Annotated in this window: 9 protein-coding genes; 3 read left to right on the forward strand and 6 right to left on the reverse strand. The window is 71.9% G+C overall.

The annotated features are described in order from the left end of the window. Window positions 1-20 precede the first annotated feature (20 nt). Both AC07F3_RS25435 and AC07F3_RS25440 read left to right on the forward strand, forming a co-directional pair. Window positions 21-2,027, forward strand: coding sequence for an endo-beta-N-acetylglucosaminidase (locus AC07F3_RS25435; RefSeq protein WP_479116742.1), 2,007 nt, complete (start codon window positions 21-23; stop codon window positions 2,025-2,027). Between the two features lie 58 nt (window positions 2,028-2,085). Beyond that, on the forward strand, window positions 2,086-5,094 hold the full coding sequence (locus AC07F3_RS25440; RefSeq protein ID WP_479116744.1) for an alpha-mannosidase: 3,009 nt from the start codon (window positions 2,086-2,088) through the stop codon (window positions 5,092-5,094). Between the two features lie 111 nt (window positions 5,095-5,205). Here the strand turns inward: AC07F3_RS25440 and glgB are convergent, their stop codons facing one another. The 4 genes from glgB to AC07F3_RS25460 form a co-directional block, all read right to left on the reverse strand. Then, window positions 5,206-7,500: a 1,4-alpha-glucan branching enzyme gene (glgB, locus tag AC07F3_RS25445; protein WP_479116745.1), complete on the reverse strand. Its 2,295-nt coding sequence runs from the start codon at window positions 7,498-7,500 to the stop codon at window positions 5,206-5,208. Window positions 7,501-7,539: 39 nt separating this feature from the next. Next, window positions 7,540-8,907, reverse strand: a complete 1,368-nt coding sequence (locus AC07F3_RS25450) for a maltokinase N-terminal cap-like domain-containing protein (protein ID WP_479116747.1) — start codon at window positions 8,905-8,907, stop codon at window positions 7,540-7,542. 143 nt (window positions 8,908-9,050) lie between these two features. Then, entirely contained in the window at window positions 9,051-10,757 is a 1,707-nt protein-coding gene (gene treS, locus AC07F3_RS25455) for a maltose alpha-D-glucosyltransferase (protein ID WP_479116749.1), read from the reverse strand. Then, window positions 10,754-12,853: an alpha-1,4-glucan--maltose-1-phosphate maltosyltransferase gene (locus tag AC07F3_RS25460; protein WP_479116750.1), complete on the reverse strand. Its 2,100-nt coding sequence runs from the start codon at window positions 12,851-12,853 to the stop codon at window positions 10,754-10,756. The genes treS and AC07F3_RS25460 overlap by 4 nt, the downstream gene beginning before the upstream one ends. A 360-nt stretch (window positions 12,854-13,213) precedes the next feature. Here AC07F3_RS25460 and glgP point away from each other — a divergent pair, with 360 nt between their 5' ends. Continuing rightward, window positions 13,214-15,847: an alpha-glucan family phosphorylase gene (glgP, locus tag AC07F3_RS25465; protein ID WP_479116751.1), complete on the forward strand. Its 2,634-nt coding sequence runs from the start codon at window positions 13,214-13,216 to the stop codon at window positions 15,845-15,847. A 169-nt stretch (window positions 15,848-16,016) separates the two neighbouring features. On the opposite strand, the gene AC07F3_RS25470 is transcribed toward glgP, so the two are convergent. Beyond that, window positions 16,017-18,050, reverse strand: a complete 2,034-nt coding sequence (locus AC07F3_RS25470; protein ID WP_479116752.1) for a M4 family metallopeptidase — start codon at window positions 18,048-18,050, stop codon at window positions 16,017-16,019. Between the two features lie 203 nt (window positions 18,051-18,253). After that, the gene (locus AC07F3_RS25475) at window positions 18,254-19,162 is read right to left on the reverse strand and encodes a TetR/AcrR family transcriptional regulator C-terminal domain-containing protein (RefSeq protein WP_479116753.1); all 909 of its coding nucleotides are present in this window, start codon (window positions 19,160-19,162) and stop codon (window positions 18,254-18,256) included. Between the last annotated feature and the right edge of the window lie 49 nt (window positions 19,163-19,211).

Below are 19,211 nucleotides of genomic sequence, written 5' to 3' on the forward strand. Positions count from 1 at the left end.
CTCCCGCCAGGAGGCACCCCGTGCACCACCACCCCACCAGACGCGCCGTGGTCCTCGCCGGCGCGGCGGCCGCCCTCACCCCGGCACTGCCCGCCTTCGCCTCAACTCCCGCCGCCGCCAAGGCGGTTCAGCCCTACGCCTCCTACTGGTACCCGGACTCGCTGCCCGCCGGCAGCCCCGGCCCCGGCATCACGTGGCGCAGCCTGAAGGCCTGGCGGAAGGCCACCGACGCCGACCTGGCGTTCAACGCGGCCACCGTGCCGCTCGCCCGGCGCTTCACCCCCACCCCGGCGAACCCGACGGCCCGCGCCGACCAGGCCCGTATCCAGTCGCTCGTCTCGTTCGGCCCCACCTCCGCCAACCCGTCGCAGGGCGCCCCCACCGCCGACTACTACGCCCTCACGCACTGGGCGTACATCGACGAGCTGGTCTTCTGGGGCGGCTCGTCCGGCGAGGGCCTGATCCTCGCGCCGAACGCGCCGGTCGTGGACGCCGCCCATCGGCACGGCGTACGCGTCCTGGGCAACGTCTTCCTGCCTCCGGCGGCGTACGGCGGGCAGCTCCAGTGGACCCGCGACCTGGTCCAGAAGGACGCCTCGGGCCACTACCCGCTGGCTGCCCAGCTCGTCGCGGTCGCCGCCGCGTACGGCTTCGACGGCTGGTTCATCAACGCCGAGACCGACGGCGGGAACACCGCGCTCGCCACCGACATGCTCGGCTTCGTCAAGGAGCTCAAGGCGCTCGGCGCGGCCAGGGGGCAGCGCGTCACCTGGTACGACGCGATGACCGCGAACGGCTCGGTGAGCTGGCAGGGCGCCCTGAACAGCCGGAACCAGGCGTTCTTCGAGGCCGCCGACACCATGTTCCTCGACTTCCGCTGGTCGCCCGGCACCCTCGCCTCGTCCGGCACCAAGGCCGAGGAGCTGGGCCGCGGCCGCTACGCGTTGTGGGCCGGGGTGGACGTCGAGTCCAACGGCTGGGACACCCCGGTGGACTGGGACGCCATCGTCCCCGGCGGCAAACCGCACGTCACCTCGTACGGCTTCTACCGGCCCGAGTGGACCCTGGGCCACCTGCCCGCGAACCGCACGCCCGCAGACTTCCACGCCGCCGACGACCGCTTCTGGACCGGCCCCTCCCTCGACCCGTCGCGGCCCGACACCCAGGCGTCCTGGCGCGCCCCGGCCGTGGCCGTCGCCGACCGCTCCACGGTGAGCGCGCTGCCCTTCGCCACCACCTTCAACACCGGACACGGACTGCGCTGGTACGAGGCGGGCCGGGTGACCTCGCCGACCGGGTGGAACCACCTCGGGCTCCAGGACCGTCTGCCGTCCCGCCGCTGGGCCACCCGGACCACCGGGCAACACCCCACCGTGGCGTTCGACTTCGCGGACGCCTGGCGCGGCGGCAGCAGCCTCCTGGTCTCCGGCGCGCCCGGCGCGCCGGTCACCCTGGACCTGTACGCGACCCGGCTGCCGCTGTGCGCGCGGACCGTCGTCGCACTGACCCACCGCGCCGACACCGACGTCACCGTCGAGCTGGCCGTCGCCACCGCCGAACCCACCGGCCCCGGCGCTCCCCAGCCCTACCGCTACCTGCCCGTGGGCACGCTGAAGGCGGCCGCCGCCTGGACCACCACCGAGCTGCCCCTGACCGGCCCGTCCGGCACCGCACGCGCGATCGGCCTGCGCCTGACGGCATCCGGCGCGCTGAGCTACCGCCTGGGCGCCCTTGCCGTGTACGACAAGCCCGAAGTGCCGCCCGCGCCCGGAGAGTTGAGGGTTGTGGCAGGCTCGGACGGCATGCGTTTCACCTGGCGCCCCGCGCCCCGGCCCGTACGCCACTACGAGCTGCACCGGGTGCTGCCCGACGGCACCCGGCGCTTCCTCGGCGGCACGTGCCAGAGCGCGTACTACGTGCCGGGCCTGGTACCCGAGCGGGGCGAGAAGGCGGCCCGGTTCGAGGTGCGGGCGGTCGGCGAGCTCTACACCGCGTCCGGCCCGGCCGCCGCCACGCACCTCTGGTAGCCCGGGCCCGGACGCCCGCACCAGCCGGACCCACCCCACCCGAAACGGAGCACCCCTCATGCATGACGACCGCGGCCTGGTCGAAGCCCGCCTCAAGCGCGTTCTGGACGAACGCGTCCGCCCCGCCGTGTACCCGGAATCGGTGCCGCTGGAGGTGGCCGTCTGGAACGCGCCGGGTGAGCCGGTACCGGTCGAGGAGGGGCTGGCCGCGCCGGTGACGCCGGTCGCGGTCGGCGATCCGTGGGGCCCGCCCTGGGGTACGAGCTGGTTCCGGGTGACCGGGACCGTGCCCGAGGAGTGGGCCGGGAGGACGGTGGAGGCGATCCTCGACCTCGGCTTCGACGAGAACATGCCCGGCTTCCAGTGCGAGGGCCTGGTCTACCGGCCCGACGGCACCCCGGTGAAGGGGCTCAACCCGCGCAACCAGTGGGTGCGCGTGGGAGCCCCGGTCGACGGCGGCGAAGAGGTGCGCCTGCACATCGAGGCCGCCTCCAACCCGGTCCTGCTCGACTACCACCCCTTCGTGCCGACCCGGCTCGGCGACATCGAGACCTCGCACCGCGAGCCGCTGTACAAGCTGGCCCGCATGGACCTCGCCGTCTTCGACGAGACGGTGTGGCGCCTGGTCATCGACCTGGAGGTGCTCGGCGAGCTGATGCAGGAGCTGCCCGTCGATTCGGGCCGACGCTGGGACGTCCTGCGCGCGGTGGACCGGGCCCTCGACGCGCTCGACCTCCAGGACGTCAACGGCACGGCCGCGGCCGCCCGTTCGGAACTGACCGAGGTCCTGGCCTCGCCCGCCGAACCGTCCGCGCACCGGATCAGCGCGGTGGGCCACGCCCACATCGACTCGGCGTGGCTGTGGCCGCTGCGCGAGACGGTGCGCAAGGTGGCGCGTACGACGTCCAACATGACGGCGCTCCTGGACGACGAGCCCGAGTTCGTCTTCGCGATGTCCCAGGCCCAGCAGTGGGCGTGGATCAAGGAGCACCGGCCGGAGGTGTGGGCGAAGGTGGTCAAGGCGGTGGCCGACGGCCGGTTCGTCCCGGCCGGCGGCATGTGGGTGGAGGCCGACACCAACATGCCGGGCTCCGAGGCGATGGCCCGGCAGTTCGTGCACGGGAAGCGGTTCTTCATCGACGAGTTCGGCGTGGAGAACGACGAGGCGTGGCTGCCCGACACCTTCGGCTTCGCGGCGGGGCTCCCGCAGATCATCAAGGCGGCCGGGTCGAAGTGGCTGCTCACCCAGAAGATCTCCTGGTCCCAGACCAACAAGTTCCCGCACCACACCTTCCAGTGGGAGGGCATCGACGGCACCCGGATCTTCACCCACTTCCCGCCCGTCGACACGTACAACTGCGCCATGAAGGGCGGCGAGATCGCCCACGCGGCCAAGAACTTCAAGGACAAGGGGGTCGCCCGGCATTCGCTGGCGCCGACCGGCTGGGGTGACGGGGGCGGCGGCACCACCCGCGAGATGATCGCCAAGGCGGCCCGCCTGAAGGACCTGGAGGGCAGCGCGCAGGTGGTCTGGGAGACCCCGGCGGAGTTCTTCACGAAGGCGGAGGCCGAGTACGCGAACCCGCCGGTGTGGGTGGGGGAGCTGTACCTCGAACTGCACCGGGCGACGCTGACCAGCCAGGCCAAGACGAAGCAGGGCAACCGCAGGAGCGAACACCTGCTGCGGGAGGCCGAGTTGTGGTCGGCGACGGCCGCGGTGCGCGTGGAGGGGTTCGCCTACCCGTACGCGGACCTGGACCGCGTCTGGAAGACGGTGCTGCTGCACCAGTTCCACGACATCCTGCCCGGCTCGTCGATCGCGTGGGTGCACCGGGAGGCGGAGAAGACGTACGCGGCGGTCGCGGCCGAGCTGACGGGCCTCGTCGAGAAGGCCCAGCGCGCGCTGGCCGGGGAGGGAACGCAGCCCCTGGTCTTCAACGCGACCCCGCACACCCGGCACGGCGTGGCGGCCGGAGGCGCGGCGGTACCGGCGAAGGAAGCGGGTTCGGAGCTGTCGGGCCGGCCGGACGGCGGCTTCGTGCTCTCCAACGGGCTGCTGCGGATCGAGATCGACGGGCGGGGCCTGGTGGTCTCGGCGTACGACATCGCGGCGGGCCGCGAGGCCATCGCGCCGGACCGCCCGGCGAACCTGCTCCAGCTGCACCCCGATTTCCCGAACATGTGGGACGCCTGGGACGTGGACGCGTTCTACCGCAACACGGTGACGGACCTGATCGAGGCGGACGAGGTGGCGCCCGGGGAGGGCGCGTCGGTCCGGGTGGTCCGCTCGTTCGGGTCGTCGCGCGTGACCCAGGTCCTGACGCTCGCGCCGGGCTCGTCCCGCCTGGACATCCTCACGGAGGTGGACTGGCACGAGACGGAGAAGTTCCTGAAGCTGGCCTTCCCGCTGGACGTGCACGCGGAGCGGTACGCGTCGGAGACCCAGTTCGGCCACTTCTACCGGGCGACCCACACCAACACGAGCTGGGAGGCGGCCAAGTTCGAGGCGTGCAACCACCGCTTCGTGCACCTGGAGGAGCCGGGCTGGGGCGTGGCCCTGGTCACCGACTCGACGTACGGCCACGACGTGACGCGCACGGTGCGCCCCGAGGACGCGGGCACGACCACCACCCTGCGGGTCTCCCTGCTGCGCGCCCCGCGCTTCCCCGACCCCGAGACCGACCAGGGCCTGCACCGGTTCCGCCACGCGCTGGTGCCGGGCGCGACGATCGGCGACGCGGTGCGGGAGGGGTACGGGGTGAACCTGCCCGAGCGGGCCGTGCCGGGCGCGGGTCCCGTCGAGCCCTTGGTGGCGGTCGACAACGACGCCGTGGTGGTCACCGCGGTGAAGCTGGCGGACGACGGGAGCGGGGACGTGGTGGTCCGCTTCCACGAGGCGCGCGGCGGACGGGCCCGTGCCAGGCTGATGCTGGGCTTCGCGACGGCGTCCTTCACACCGACCGACCTTCTCGAACGCCCCCTGGGCGAGCCGGAGTCGACCGAGGGCCTGGTGGAGGTGGCCCTGCGGCCGTTCGAACTGCGCACGCTGCGGTTCCGCCGGGGCTGACCCCCTGAGCTCACCGCCTCGGCCCGCCCTCCGTCGAGGGCGGGCCTTCGGCTGATCGTCGGTCGCTCCGGTTGAGCGGGCGCGGCCCGGCCCCCGAGTCCTACGGAGCCCTCACACCGGCCGGAACCACACCGTGGCCAGCGGCGGCAGTGTGAGGGAGAGGGACACCGGGTGGCCGTGGGAGGCGATCGGCTCCGGCTTGAGGGGGTCGGGGTTGCCCACGCCTCCGCCGCCGTAGCGGGACTCGTCCGTGTTCAGGATCTCCTGCCAGGCCCCGGGCACCTCGGGCACGCCGAGCCGGTACTCCGCCCGCACCACCGGGGAGAAGTTGGAGACCGAGAGCAGCGGCGCGCCCTCCGCGTCACGCCGGACGAAGGCGAACACGTTGTCCTCCGCCGCGTCGCCCGCCACCCAGGAGAAGCCCGCCGGGTCCGTGTCGCGCTGCCACAGGGCGGGCTGCGCCTCGTAGATCCGGTTCAGGTCGCGGACCAGGTCGCGTACGCCCCGGTGGTCCGGCTCGGCGCTGTACGACGGATCGAGCAGCCACCAGTCCGGGCCGTGGCCCTCCGACCACTCCGCTCCCTGCGCGAACTCCTGCCCCATGAAAAGCAGTTGCTTGCCCGGGTGGGACCACATGAAGCCCAGGTAGGCGCGGTGGGTGGCGCGCTGCTGCCACCAGTCGCCGGGCATCTTGGAGACGAGGGCCCGCTTGCCGTGGACCACCTCGTCGTGCGAGATCGGCAGCACGTAGTTCTCGCTGTACGCGTACACCATCGAGAACGTCATCTCGCTGTGGTGGTACTTGCGGTGCACCGGCTCGTGCTGGACGTAGCCCAGCGAGTCGTGCATCCAGCCCATGTTCCACTTCAGGCCGAAGCCCAGGCCCCCGTGGTCGGTGGGGCGGGTCACGCCGTCCCACGCCGTCGACTCCTCGGCGATGGTCACCACGCCGGGGCAGCGCCGGTAGACCGTCGCGTTCATCTCCTGGAGGAAGGCCACCGCGTCCAGGTTCTCGCGGCCGCCGTGCTCGTTGGGGCTCCACTCGCCGTCCTCGCGCGAGTAGTCCAGGTAGAGCATGGACGCCACCGCGTCCACCCGCAGGCCGTCGACGTGGAACTCCTCGCACCAGTACGTCGCGTTGGCCACCAGGAAGTTGCGGACCTCCTTGCGGCCGTAGTCGAATTCGAGCGTGCCCCAGTCGGGGTGCTCGGCGCGCGTCGGGTCCTCGTGCTCGTACAGGGTGCGCCCGTCGAACCGCGCGAGCGCCCAGTCGTCCTTGGGGAAGTGGGCCGGCACCCAGTCCACGATCACGCCGATGCCCGCCTCGTGCAGCGCGTCCACCAGGTGGCGGAAGTCGTCGGGCGTCCCCATCCGGGACGTGGGGGCGTAGAAGCCCGTCACCTGGTAGCCCCAGGACCCGCCGAAGGGGTGCTCCGCCACCGGCAGGAACTCGACGTGCGTGAAGCCCAGGTCCTTGACGTAGGTCGGGAGCTGGTCCGCGAGTTGACGGTACGTCAGGCGCGGTCGCCAGGAAGCCAGATGGACCTCGTACACCGAGAACGGGGCCTCGTGCACCGGGCGGGCGGTCCTGCGGGCCATCCAGTCCTGGTCCCGCCAGACGTGGTGCGACTCGGTGACGATCGAGGCGTTGGCGGGCGGCACCTCCGTGCGCCGGGCCATCGGGTCGGCCCGCAGGGTGTGGCTCCCGTCGGGGCGCATGATGTCGAACTTGTACAACGTTCCGTCGCCCAGGCCGGGCAGGAACAGCTCCCACACGCCGGTCGAGCCGAGCGAGCGCATGGGGTACGCGGTGCCGTCCCAGTAGCAGAAGTCGCCGGTGACCCGGACGCCCTGGGCGTTCGGCGCCCACACGGTGAACCGGGTGCCCGTCACGCCCTGGTGGGCCATCGGGCGGGCGCCGAGCGCCGTCCACAGCTCCTCGTGCCGCCCTTCGCCGATCAGGTGCAGGTCGAGGTCGCCGAGCGAGGGCAGGAAGCGGTACGGGTCCTGCACCTCAATCTCGGCGTCCTCGTAGGTGACCAGCAGGGTGTAGTCCGGGATCTCGCGCAGCGGCAGCACCCCGGAGAAGAGGCCGTCGCCGTCGTCGTGCAGCTCGGCCCGCAGGCCCTTGCCGAGCACGGTCACGGCCTGCGCGTACGGGCGCAGCGCCCGGAACGCCACCCCGCCGCGCACCGGATGCGCGCCGAGCAGGGCGTGCGGGTCGTGGTGGCCGCCGGCGAGCAGGCGGGCCCGGTCCGCGGCGGCGAGGGCGGGCGCGGGGCGTACGCCACGACTCGCCGCCCGGCGCGGCGCGGGCGGCGCCTTGGCGGGCTTCTCCGCCGGCGCCGCGGTCTTGGCGGTGCGAGGGGCGGGTTCGGAGGAGTTGCGGGCGGGGCGGGGGGTCACGGGGTGGGCCTCCTCAAGTGACGTCGTGCACGGGTGAGTTCAGGACCCGGCCAGACGGCGGATCGCCGCCATGGGCACGGGCAGCCAGTCGGGGCGGTGCCGGGCCTCGTAGAGCACCTCGTACACCGCCTTGTCGGTCTCGTACGCGCGCAGCAGCTCGGGCGAATCGCGGGGGTCGGAGCCCGACCGCGCCGCGTAGCCCGCGCAGTACGCGGCCCGGCACTCGGTCGCCCAGCGCGGGTTCGCCGGGCGCGCGGAGCACGACGCGTAGTCGAAGGAGCGCAGCATGCCCGCGACGTCGCGGACGGGGGGCTGGGGGCGGCGGCGCTCGGCGAGCGGGCGGGCCGGCTCGCCCTCGAAGTCGATCACCGACCAGGGTCCGTCGGCGGGCCGCAGGGCCTGGCCCAGGTGGAGGTCGCCGTGCACGCGCTGGGCCGAGCCCGCCGAATCGAGGGCCGCGACCGCCTCGAACGCCGCGCGCAGGCCCGGCACATGGGGGGCGAGCGCGGGCACCGCCTGGGCGGTGGACTCCAGGCGCTCGGTCATCGCTGCCGCGATCAGCGCCGTCTGCGGGCGGCCGAGGGTGATCGGCGCGAAGGCGTCCGCGAGGGCGAGGTGCACCTCGGCGGTGGCCCGCCCGAGTTCGTACGCCTCCTCCGTGAAGGGGCGTCCCTCGGCGAGCGAGGCGAGCGCCAGGGTCCAGCCGTCCTCGGCGCCGCGCAGGAACGGCTGGAGCACGCCGAGGGTCGCGTCCTGGGGCTCGGAGGTGCGGAACCAGGCGGCGGGCGCGGGCACCCGGTCGCAGCCCTGGCGGGCCAGCGCCCACGGCAGCTCCAGGTCCGGATTGACACCCGGCTGCACCCGGCGGAACACCTTCAGGATGAACGTATCTCCGTACACGAGCGAGGAGTTGGACTGTTCCACCCCGAGCAGCCGCGGTGCCAGGCCCGGCGGGACCCGCACGTCCGGGGCGTGCTCGAAGCTCAGCGGGCCCACCGAGCCGGGGGTGCGCAGCCGCTCCAGGAGCAGCGCCGCGGACTGCGGGTCCTGGAGGGCGTCGTAGACCGTGCGCCCGGCCAGCGGTCCGTGGTTCGCGCGGCCGATCAGGGCGGGGGCGAGCCGGGGCGGCAGCTGGTCGCGCACCCCGAGCAGGAGCTGGTAGCAGTCGGCGGGCGCGGCAGCGGCCTCGGCGGGGACCGGCGGCGGCGCGTGCTCGGTGCGGACCAGCAGGTGCAGGAAGCCGGGCAGCAGCTCGGTCGCGGTGAGCAGCGCGAAGTCCGTGACGGGACGGCCCTTGCCCGCGAACCAGCGCTGCCGGGGCAGCCATTCGTGCAGGAGCGGGGCGAGCGAGGTCAGCAGCCGGGTGAGGGGAAGGCCGGTGGTACGGGGCGGTGCGGCCTTGGGCATGGCGGCGCATCCTTTCCCCGGGCACACATCGAATTGCGCAGAGTGTCCCGGATTGCAACAGAAGCTGTCCGGCGGCGCGCGGGGTTCGGGGTTCAGAGTGCCCCGGGCGAAGCGGCCGAAACCGCCCCGCCCCGGGCTGCGGGTCAGGCGGCTGCGGGGTCCTTCCGCAACCGGAACCAGTAGAAGCCGTGGCCGGCCAGGGTGAGCAGATACGGCCATTCGCCGATCGCCGGGAAGCGCACCCCGCCGATCAGCTCGACCGGATGCATCCCGTTGAACGCCCTCAGGTCCAGCTCGGTGGGCTGCGGGAAGCGCGAGAAGTTGTGCACGCACAGCACCAGGTCGTCCCGGCGCTCGCGCAGGAACGCGAGGACGGCCGGGTTCGACGACATCAGCTCGGTGTACGAGCCGAGCCCGAAGGCGGGGTTCTGCTTGCGGATCTCGATCATCCGCCGGGTCCAGTGGAGCAGCGAGGACGGCGAGGCCATGGCCGCCTCGACGTTGGTCACCTGGTAGCCGTAGACCGGGTCCATGATCGTGGGCAGATAGAGCCGGCCCGGGTCGCACGAGGAGAAGCCCGCGTTGCGGTCCGGGGTCCACTGCATCGGCGTGCGCACCGCGTCGCGGTCGCCGAGCCAGATGTTGTCGCCCATCCCGATCTCGTCGCCGTAGTAGAGGATCGGCGAGCCGGGCAGCGAGAGCAGCAGCGCGGTGAACAGCTCGATCTGGTTGCGGTCGTTGTCGAGCAGCGGGGCGAGCCGGCGCCGGATGCCGATGTTGGCCCGCATCCGGGGGTCCTTGGCGTACTCGGCGTACATGTAGTCACGCTCTTCGTCCGTGACCATTTCGAGGGTCAGCTCGTCGTGGTTGCGCAGGAAGATGCCCCACTGGGCGTTGCGCGGGATGGCCGGGGTCTTGGCCAGGATTTCGGAGACGGGGTAGCGCGACTCGCGCCGCACGGCCATGAAGATGCGCGGCATCACCGGGAAGTGGAACGCCATGTGGCACTCGTCGCCGCCCTTGGCGTAGTCGCCGAAGTAGTCGACGACGTCCTCGGGCCACTGGTTGGCCTCGGCGAGCAGCACCGTGTCCGGGTAGCTGGCGTCGATCTCGGCGCGCAGCCGCTTGAGGAACTCATGCGTTGGCGGAAGGTTTTCGCAGTTGGTTCCCTCCTCCTGGTACAGGTAGGGCACCGCGTCGAGGCGGAAGCCGTCGATGCCCAGGTCGAGCCAGAAGCGCAGCGCGGAGACGATCTCCTCCTGCACGGCCGGGTTCTCGTAGTTGAGGTCGGGCTGGTGCGAGAAGAAGCGGTGCCAGTAGTACTGCTTGCGGACCGGGTCGAAGGTCCAGTTGGAGGTCTCGGTGTCGACGAAGATGATCCGGGCGTCCTGGAACTGCTTGTCGTCGTCGGCCCAGACGTAGTAGTCGCCGTAGGGGCCCTGCGGGTCCTTGCGCGACTCCTGGAACCACTCGTGCTGGTCGCTGGTGTGGTTCATCACGAAGTCGATGATCACGCGCATGCCGCGCTGGTGGGCGGCGTCCACGAACTCCACGAAGTCGGCGAGGTCGCCGAACTCGGGCAGGACGGCCGTGTAGTCCGAGACGTCGTAGCCGCCGTCCCGCAGCGGGGATTTGAAGAACGGCGGCAGCCAGAGGCAGTCGACGCCCAGCCATTGGAGATAGTCCAGCTTGGCGGTGATGCCCTTGAGATCCCCTACGCCGTCGCCGTTGCTGTCCTGGAAGGACCGCACGAGCACCTCGTAGAACACCGCTCGCTTGAACCACTCGGGGTCGCGGTCCTTGGCGGGGGTGTCCTCGAAGGTGTCGTGGACGGGCTCGTTGACGATCATGGTGTGGGTGACCCTCCGATCGGCGGGGACGGTCGCAGGACCAGGATGTGCGCGGGCGCTCGGCCCGGCTCCAGACGCACGTAATTGGTCCTGCCCCAGTGGTAGGTCTCGCCGGTGAGCTCGTCGCGCACCGGGACGGACTCGTCCCACGCGAGGCCGAGTGCCGGCATGTCCAACGAGACCGTGGCCTCCTGGGTGTGGTGGGGGTCGAGGTTGGCGACCACCACAACGGTGTTCGACCCCGCCCGCTTGCTGTAGGCGATCAGCGCGTCGTTCCCGGTGTCGTGGAAGTGGACCGAGCGCAGCTGCCGCAGCGCCGGATGGCGGCGCCTGATGCGGTTGAGCGCGGTGATCAGCGGGGCGATGGAGCGGCCCTCGCGCTCGGCCGACTCCCAGTCGCGGGGCCGTAGTTGGTACTTCTCCGAGTCCAGGTACTCCTCGCTGCCGGGCTTGGCCGGGGTGTTCTCGCACAGTTCGTATCCGGCGTAGACACCCCACGACGGCGAGAGCGTGGCGGCGAGCACCGCCCGCACCTCGAAGGCGGGACGGCCGCCCTCCTGGAGGTAGGCGTGCAGGATGTCGGGGGTGTTCACGAAGAAATTGGGCCGCATGTACGGCGCGGACTCGCCCGCCAGTTCGGTGACGTACTCGGTGAGCTCGTGCCGGGTGTTGCGCCAGGTGAAGTAGGTGTACGACTGCTGGAAGCCGATCTTGGCCAGGGTCTGCATCATCGCGGGCCGGGTGAAGGCCTCGGCCAGGAAGATCACGTCCGGGTCGGTGCCGTTGATCTCTGCGATGACCTGCTCCCAGAAGACGACCGGCTTGGTGTGGGGGTTGTCGACGCGGAAGATCCGTACTCCGTGCCCCATCCAGAACCGCAGCAGCCGCACCGTCTCCTCGATCAGGCCGGGCATGTCCCGGTCGAAGGCGATCGGGTAGATGTCCTGGTACTTCTTGGGCGGGTTCTCGGCGTACGCGATCGTGCCGTCGGCCCGGTGGTGGAACCACTCGGGGTGCTTGTCGACCCAGGGGTGGTCGGGGGAGCACTGGAGGGCGAAGTCGAGCGCGACCTCCAGGCGCAGGTCGCGGGCGGCGGCCACGAAGTCGTCGAAGTCGTCGAGGGTGCCGAGGTCGGGGTGGACGGCGTCGTGCCCGCCATCGGGCGAGCCGATCGCCCAGGGCACCCCGACGTCCCAACGCCCCGCCTTCAGGCTGTTGTTGGGGCCCTTGCGGTAGGTGGTGCCAATGGGATGGATGGGCGGCAGATAGACCACGTCGAAGCCCATCGCGGCGATGGCGGGAAGCCGCTCGGCCGCGGTGCGGAAGGTGCCGGAGACCGGCTTGCCGCGTTTCTTGAGGACGGCGCCCTCCGAGCGCGGGAACAGCTCGTACCAGGAGCCGAACAGGGCGCGCTCGCGCTCGACGAGCAGGGGCATCGGGGGAGAGGCCGTGACGAGCTCGCGCAGCGGGTGGTCCGCGAGGGCGGCCTCCGCCTCCGGGGCGCGGGCCGCGGCGAGCCGCTCCGCGGGGGCCCGGCCGGTGTCCCGCAGGGCGTCCGCCACGGCCAGAACCGCCTCGCGCCGCCCCTTGGCCTTGGGCACCCCGGCCGCGGCCCGCTCGTACAGCGCGGCGCCCTCGGCGAGCACCAGCTCGGTGTCGATGCCGGCCGGGATCTTGATGTGGGCGTGGTGGAGCCAGGTGGCGACCGGGTCGCCCCAGGCCTCCACGGTGTAGGTCCACCTGCCCTCGGCGTCCGGGGTGACCTCGGCTCCCCAGCGGTCGGTGCCGGGGGCGAGCTCGCGCATCGGGGTGAAGGGCCCGGCCCGCCCTCCCGGGTCGCGCAGCACGACATTGGCCGCGACGGCGTCGTGGCCCTCGCGGAAGACGGTGGCGGTGACCTGGAAGCTCTCGCCGGCCACCGCCTTGGCGGGCCGGGTGCCGCACTCGACGGCGGGGCGTACGTCGAGCACGGGGATGCGGCCGATTGACGGGTTCGGGTTCACGGGCTCACCTGCGGGTGATTGGTAGGGTTTGCCGCGTTTGCGGGAATCTGTCCTTTTTAACTGCTCCGTTGACGGCTGACCGGCTGCGGGCATGGCCGCTCCTGTCCGCGTTCACTCGAATGGCGTGCGGGAGGGACTGCGGGACTGTGTTACCGAGTGAGCCTTCCACGGTGTACGGGTGGGCATTCCGGCGGTTTGTTAACTACCTGCGCGTAACGGTTCAGACAAGGAGACCGCCGCGCCTTTCGTGGACAGCGGCGCAAACTTTGCCTACCCGTAGGTCAGGTGAGACGGCGTCAGGACGGGCGCCGGACCCGGAAGCGGAATCCGTGGGGCGGGGCCGCGAGGCGCTGTGGTTGACGGGGCGCGTCGGCACTACCTTCGGGAGTGAAGGAGGGGCGCACATCGCGGTGTGCCCACCCCGGTACGTATCTCCCCTGCGAAGGTGGAAGCGTGAAGGCAATCCGTCGATTCACCGTGCGCCCTGTCCTGCCCGACGCCCTCCGGCCGCTGAGTGATCTCGCGCGCAATCTGCGCTGGTCCTGGCACACGGAGACCCGAGAACTCTTCCAGGCCGTGGACCCCGAGGGCTGGCGGGCGGCGGGTGAGGACCCCGTGCGGCTGCTCGGCGCCGTCAGCGCCGCCCGGCTCGACTCGCTCGCCCAGGACCGCCGCTTCCTGCGCAGACTCACCGCCGCCTCCGACGACCTCGACGACTATCTGCACGGCCGCCGCTGGTACCAGGACCAGGGCGGTGAACTCCCGTCCGCCATCGGCTACTTCTCGCCCGAGTTCGGCATCACCGCGGCGCTGCCGCAGTACTCCGGCGGCCTCGGCATCCTCGCCGGGGACCACCTCAAATCCGCCAGCGACCTCGGCGTACCGCTCATCGGGGTCGGCCTCCTCTACCGGCACGGCTACTTCCGCCAGTCCCTCTCGCGGGACGGCTGGCAGCAGGAGCACTACCCCCTGCTCGACCCCAACGAGCTGCCCGTCTCGCTGCTGCGGGAGGAGGACGGCGCCCCGGTCAGGGTTCCGCTCGCGCTGCCCGGCGGCCGCGCCCTGCACGCCACCGTCTGGCAGGCCCGGGTCGGCCGGGTCCCCCTGCTCATGCTCGACTCGGACGTCGAGGAGAACGCTCCCGGCGAGCGCGACGTAACCGACCGGCTGTACGGCGGCGGCAGCGAGCACCGGCTGCTCCAGGAGATGCTGCTCGGCATCGGCGGCGTACGGGCGGTGCGCACGTACTGCCGCCTCACCGGCCACCCGGCCCCCGAGGTGTTCCACACCAACGAGGGCCACGCGGGCTTCCTCGGGCTCGAACGGATCCGGGAACTCGCGGGCGAGGGGCTGGAATTCGACGCCGCGCTCGAAGCGGTGCGCGCCGGGACCGTGTTCACCACCCACACCCCGGTGCCGGCCGGAATCGACCGCTTCGACCGCGAGCTGGTCGCCCGCCACCTCGGCGACGACGGCGAGCTGCCCGGGGTGCCCGTCGAGAAGATCCTCCAGCTCGGCATGGAGACCTACCCCGGCGGCGAGCCGAACCTCTTCAACATGGCCGTGATGGGACTGCGGCTCGCCCAGCGGGCCAACGGCGTGTCCACCCTGCACGGCGCGGTCAGCCGCGAGATGTTCGCGGGCCTGTGGCCGGGCTTCGACGCCCAGGAGGTGCCCATCACCTCCGTCACCAACGGCGTGCACGCTCCGACCTGGGTCGCGCCCGAGGTCTTCCGGCTCGGCGCCCGGCAGATCGGGCCGGGCCGTACCGAGGACGCCCTGACCGTGGGCGGCTCGGACCGCTGGGACGCGGTCACCGACATCCCGGACGCCGAGATCTGGGAGCTGCGCCGGGAACTGCGCGAGCAACTGGTCATCGAGGCCCGCGAGCGGCTGCGCGCCTCGTGGCGCCAGCGCGGCGCGGGCACGGCCGAACTCGGCTGGATCGACGGGGTGTTGAACCCGGACGTCCTCACCATCGGCTTCGCCCGGCGGGTGCCCTCCTACAAGCGGCTCACGCTGATGCTGCGCGACCGGGACCGGCTGATGGAGCTGCTGCTGCATCCGACCCGGCCGGTGCAGATCGTCGTCGCGGGCAAGGCACACCCCGCCGACGACGGCGGCAAGCGGCTCGTGCGGGAGCTGGTGAAGTTCGCCGACGACCCGCGGGTGCGCCACCGGATCGTGTTCCTGCCCGACTACGGCATGGCCATGGCGCAGAAGCTCTACCCGGGCTGCGACGTGTGGCTCAACAACCCGCTGCGCCCGCTGGAGGCCTGCGGCACGAGCGGCATGAAGGCGGCCCTCAACGGCTGCCTCAACCTCTCGGTCCTGGACGGCTGGTGGGACGAGTGGTTCGAGCCCGACTTCGGCTGGGCCATCCCCACCGCCGACGGCGCCGCGACCGACGAGGACCGCCGCGACGAGCTGGAGGCCAACGCGCTGTACGACCTCATCGAGGACCGGGTCGCGCCGCGCTTCTACGACCGGGGCCCGGCCGGGCTGCCCGACCGCTGGATCGAGATGGTCCGCCAGACCCTCACCACCCTGGGCCCGAAGGTGCTCGCGGGGCGGATGGTGCGGGAGTACGTGACCCGGCTGTACGCGCCCGCCGCCGCGGCCCACCGGGCCCTCGACCCGGTCACGGCGGGGGAGTTGGCGCAGTGGAAGGCGCGGGTCCGCGGCGCCTGGCCGAAAGTCGCCGTCGACCACGTCGAGGCGCTGGCGCCCGCGGCCGCGGCGCCCAACGGCACCGCCGAGCTCGGCTCCACGCTCGCCCTGCGGGTGCGGGTCGCGCTCGGCGACCTTGTGCCCGACGACGTGGAGGTGCAGGCGGTGGCCGGCCGGGTGGACGCGGCCGACGCCATCGCGGAGGCGGCGACCTTCCCACTGAAACCGGCGGGCGGCCCCGATCTGGAGGGCCGCTGGATGTACGAGGGGCCTCTCGCGCTCGACCGCACGGGACCGTTCGGCTACACCGTCCGGGTGCTGCCGGCCCACCGCCATCTGGCGACGCACGCGGAGCTGGGCCTGGTGGCGGGCCCGACCGAGGCGACCGGGGAGGGCGCGGGCGTGCTCATGCGCTGAGCCCGGGCCGCTGCCGGGTGGCGCGTACGGCCGCGGACATGGGCGGTGCCCGGAGCCTCATGGGCTCCGGGCACCTTCACTTTCCGGCCAGCCGCCTGGTCAGAAGGTGAGCTTCCAGAGGGCGGACCTCACGGCGTTCGCGGGTCCGGGTTCGTGGAAGGCGGGTGGTTCAGAAGGACAGCTTGAAGTCGGTGATGGTGCCGACGTCGTAGCGGGCCTTGTCCTGGACCTTGAGCTTCCAGGTGCCGTTCGCCGGGACGCTGGAGGCGTTCACGGTGTACGTCTTGTCCAGGTTCTGCGTGGAGTCCGAAGAAGAGCTCTTCAGCCGGAACGAGGTGCCGTTCGGGGCCACGAGGTCGATCTGGAGGTCACCGATGTAGGTGTGGGTGATCTTGACGCCGACCTGGAGGGCGGACGGCGCGTTGCCGGTGATGCCCGAGACGGTGACCGGGTCGGTGACCGCGGCGCCCGGGTAGTCCGGGATGGCCACCTGGGCCGTGCTCTCGAAGACCTTGCCACCGGGGTTGCCGCCGCCGGCGCGGGCGCCGACGTTGATGGCCGCCCAGGCGTTGGTGACGTTGGTGACCTCGGCGCTGTTCGCCCCGTACAGCTCGGTGGCCGCGGCGATGGTACCCGCGCGGGCCCCCGCGTAGTCCGTGCTGGAGTTGAACTTGGTGGTGAGCGCCTTGTACCAGATCAGCTGGGCCTTGTCGCGGCCGATGGCGGTGACGGGCAGGCCGTCGGAGGTCGGCGAGTCGTAGCTCACGCCGTTGATGACCTTGGCGCCGCTGCCCTCGGAGGCCAGGTAGAACCAGTGGTTCGCCGGGCCCGAGGAGTAGTGGACGTCGAGGTTGCCGACGCCGGAGTACCAGCTGTCAGCGGAACCGCCGTCCTTGCTCGGCTTGTCCATGTAGCGCAGCGGGGTGCCGTCACCGTTGATGTTGATCTTCTCGCCGATGAGGTAGTCACCCGGGTCCGAGGGGTTGTTCGCGTAGAACTCCACGGAGGTGCCCATGATGTCGGAGGTCGCCTCGTTGAGGCCGCCCGACTCGTCGGCGTAGTTGAGGCCCGCGGTGGCCGCCGTGACGCCGTGCGACATCTCGTGGCCCGCCACGTCGAGCGAGGTCAGCGGGTCGTTGTCGCCCGCGCCGTCGCCGTACGTCATGCAGAAGCAGCTGTCGTCCCAGAACGCGTTCACGTACGCGTTGCCGTAGTGGACGCGGGAGTACGCGCCGACGCCGTCGCCGCGGATGCCGCTGCGGCCGAAGACGTTCTTGTAGAAGTCCCAGGTCACCCCGGCGCCGTAGGCGGCGTCCGCGCCGGCGGTCGCGGCGTTGGAGTTGGTGCCGTCGCCCCAGGTGTCGTTGTTCTGCGTGAACAGCGAGCCGGTGCCCGACGTGCCGTGGTTCAGGTTGTACGTCTTGTGGCCGCCGCGCGGGGTGTCGGTCAGGGTGTAACTCGACCCGGACTGCGTCGTGTTGAGGCTGACCTGGCCGCTGTAGTGGGTGTTGCCGACACCGGTCTCGATGCCCTGCCACTGGTGCAGCTTGGCGCCCGTCCTGGCGTCCGTGATGACGTGCAGCTGGTTCGGGGTGCCGTCGTCCTGAAGGCCGCCCACGATCGTCTCGTACGCGAGGGTCGGCGCGCCCTTGACCATCCAGATGACCTTGCGGGCGCTGTCGGCCTTGTCCGCCTTGGAACCCGCGGCCTTGGCGGCCTTGAGCGCCTGGCCCTCGGCGGTGGCCGGGGCGTTGGCCGGGGCGGCGGTGGAGATGCCCTTCAGCTGGGCGCTGTTGGCCTTGGCGACGTTCTTCGTCTTGCCGGCCGCGGTGTCGACCATCAGGTCGCCGCCGAGCACGGGCAGACCGTCGTAGGTGCGCTCGTAGCGGGTGTGCGTGGTGCCGTCCTGGTCCTTGGACACATCGTGGACGACGAGCTTCTCCTGCGCGCCCAGGCCGAGTTCCTTGGCGGTGGCGGCGGTGGTGGCGTTCGCCTGGCGTATGAGCTCGGCGCGCTGGGAGGGGCTGAGACTCGCGGGCAGGGCGCCCGGGTTGCGTACCGCCTGGGCCTTGAGGGCCGTGGTGGTCGCGGAGTCGTCGGGGCGTGCGCTGGCGCTACCTGCCTGGACGCCGACACTGAGCATGGCGGCTGCGGCGATCAGGGCGCCGGTGGCGGTGGCACGACGACGGTGCGTGGATCTCACGCGAACTCCTTCTGCGAGGGGGTTCCGGCCGACTGGGTGGGGTCGGCCGGGCAGAGCAAAGCGGAGCGGGTGCGGCACCTGAGCGTGCTGCGTGAAAACGGTGTGCGTGGAACGGGGAGAGCGTGCCAGCAGATGAGAACTGGTGTCAGGAGCGCGTCAAGAAGTTGGCCGAAACACGTCCGTTGTCCGAAGGGCGCCGTTCGTTAACCGGACGTTTCGGCAATGATGACGGCGATGCCGTCCAGAAGTCGTTCGAGCCCGAAACCGAAGAGGGAGTCCAAGTCCATCGTGAACGGCTCATGTTCGAAGATCGTGCTCAGCACGGGGTAGGCGCCGCCCGACACGATGGCCGCAAACCGACGCCCGTTGCGGTCCATCCACTCGTCGTTGGAGACCCCGGTGTCCTGGAGGGCGTTGCCCTCCAACTCCATGGCCACGCCGAGACCCTGGACGAACGCGATCAGCACCAGATGGGCGTGCATGACGTGGTGCACGCCCAGGCTCGTACCGCGCAGCGCCCTCAGCACCCACTCGGTGTACTTCATCGCCTCCGGCATCGGGTCCGGCCGGATGAAGGACGCCATCGCCCGCGCCATCCACGGATGCCTGCGGTACGCGGCCCACAACAGCCGTGCCGCGTGCGTGAGTTGGGCCCGCCAGTCGCCGGTCGGGCGCCCCAGGTCCGTCTCGCCGAACGCCACGTCCGTCATGAGGCGTACGAGTTCGCCCTTGTTCGGCACGTGCCGGTAGAGCGCCATCGTGGAGGTTCCGAGGTCGCCGGCGATCCGCCGCATCGAGACCCCGGCCAGGCCCTCGGCGTCCGCGATGCTGACCGCGGCGGCCACGACGGCGTCCCGGCTCAGCGGCGCCGCACCGCCCGCCGGGCGCGGCGGCCGCGCCTCGGCGACCACCGTGCCCACCCCCGGCACCGCCCGCACCAGTCCCTCCCGCGCCAGGGCCGCCAGCGCCTTGGTCGCGGTCGCCATCGCCACCCCCGACTCGCGCACGATGGCCCGCGTGGACGGCACCCGGTCGCCCGGCGCGAGCTCCCCCGAGGCGATGCGGCGGCGGATCCCGGCGGCGATGGCGAGGTAGGGCGGCTGCTCGGTCACGGCGGGCAGTGTACTAGTGCGCCCGACAGTGTCCCACCCCTGGAATCAG

This window comes from Streptomyces sp. NPDC045846 (assembly GCF_056431605.1).

Coding starts and splice junctions, on each gene's coding strand:
- AC07F3_RS25440 (WP_479116744.1), top strand. CDS start 2,086: ATGCATGACGACCGCGGCCTGGTCGAAGCCCGCCTCAAGCGCGTTCTG.
- AC07F3_RS25450 (WP_479116747.1), bottom strand. CDS start 8,907: ATGCCCAAGGCCGCACCGCCCCGTACCACCGGCCTTCCCCTCACCCGG.
- treS (WP_479116749.1), bottom strand. CDS start 10,757: ATGATCGTCAACGAGCCCGTCCACGACACCTTCGAGGACACCCCCGCC.
- AC07F3_RS25460 (WP_479116750.1), bottom strand. CDS start 12,853: ATGCCCGCAGCCGGTCAGCCGTCAACGGAGCAGTTAAAAAGGACAGAT.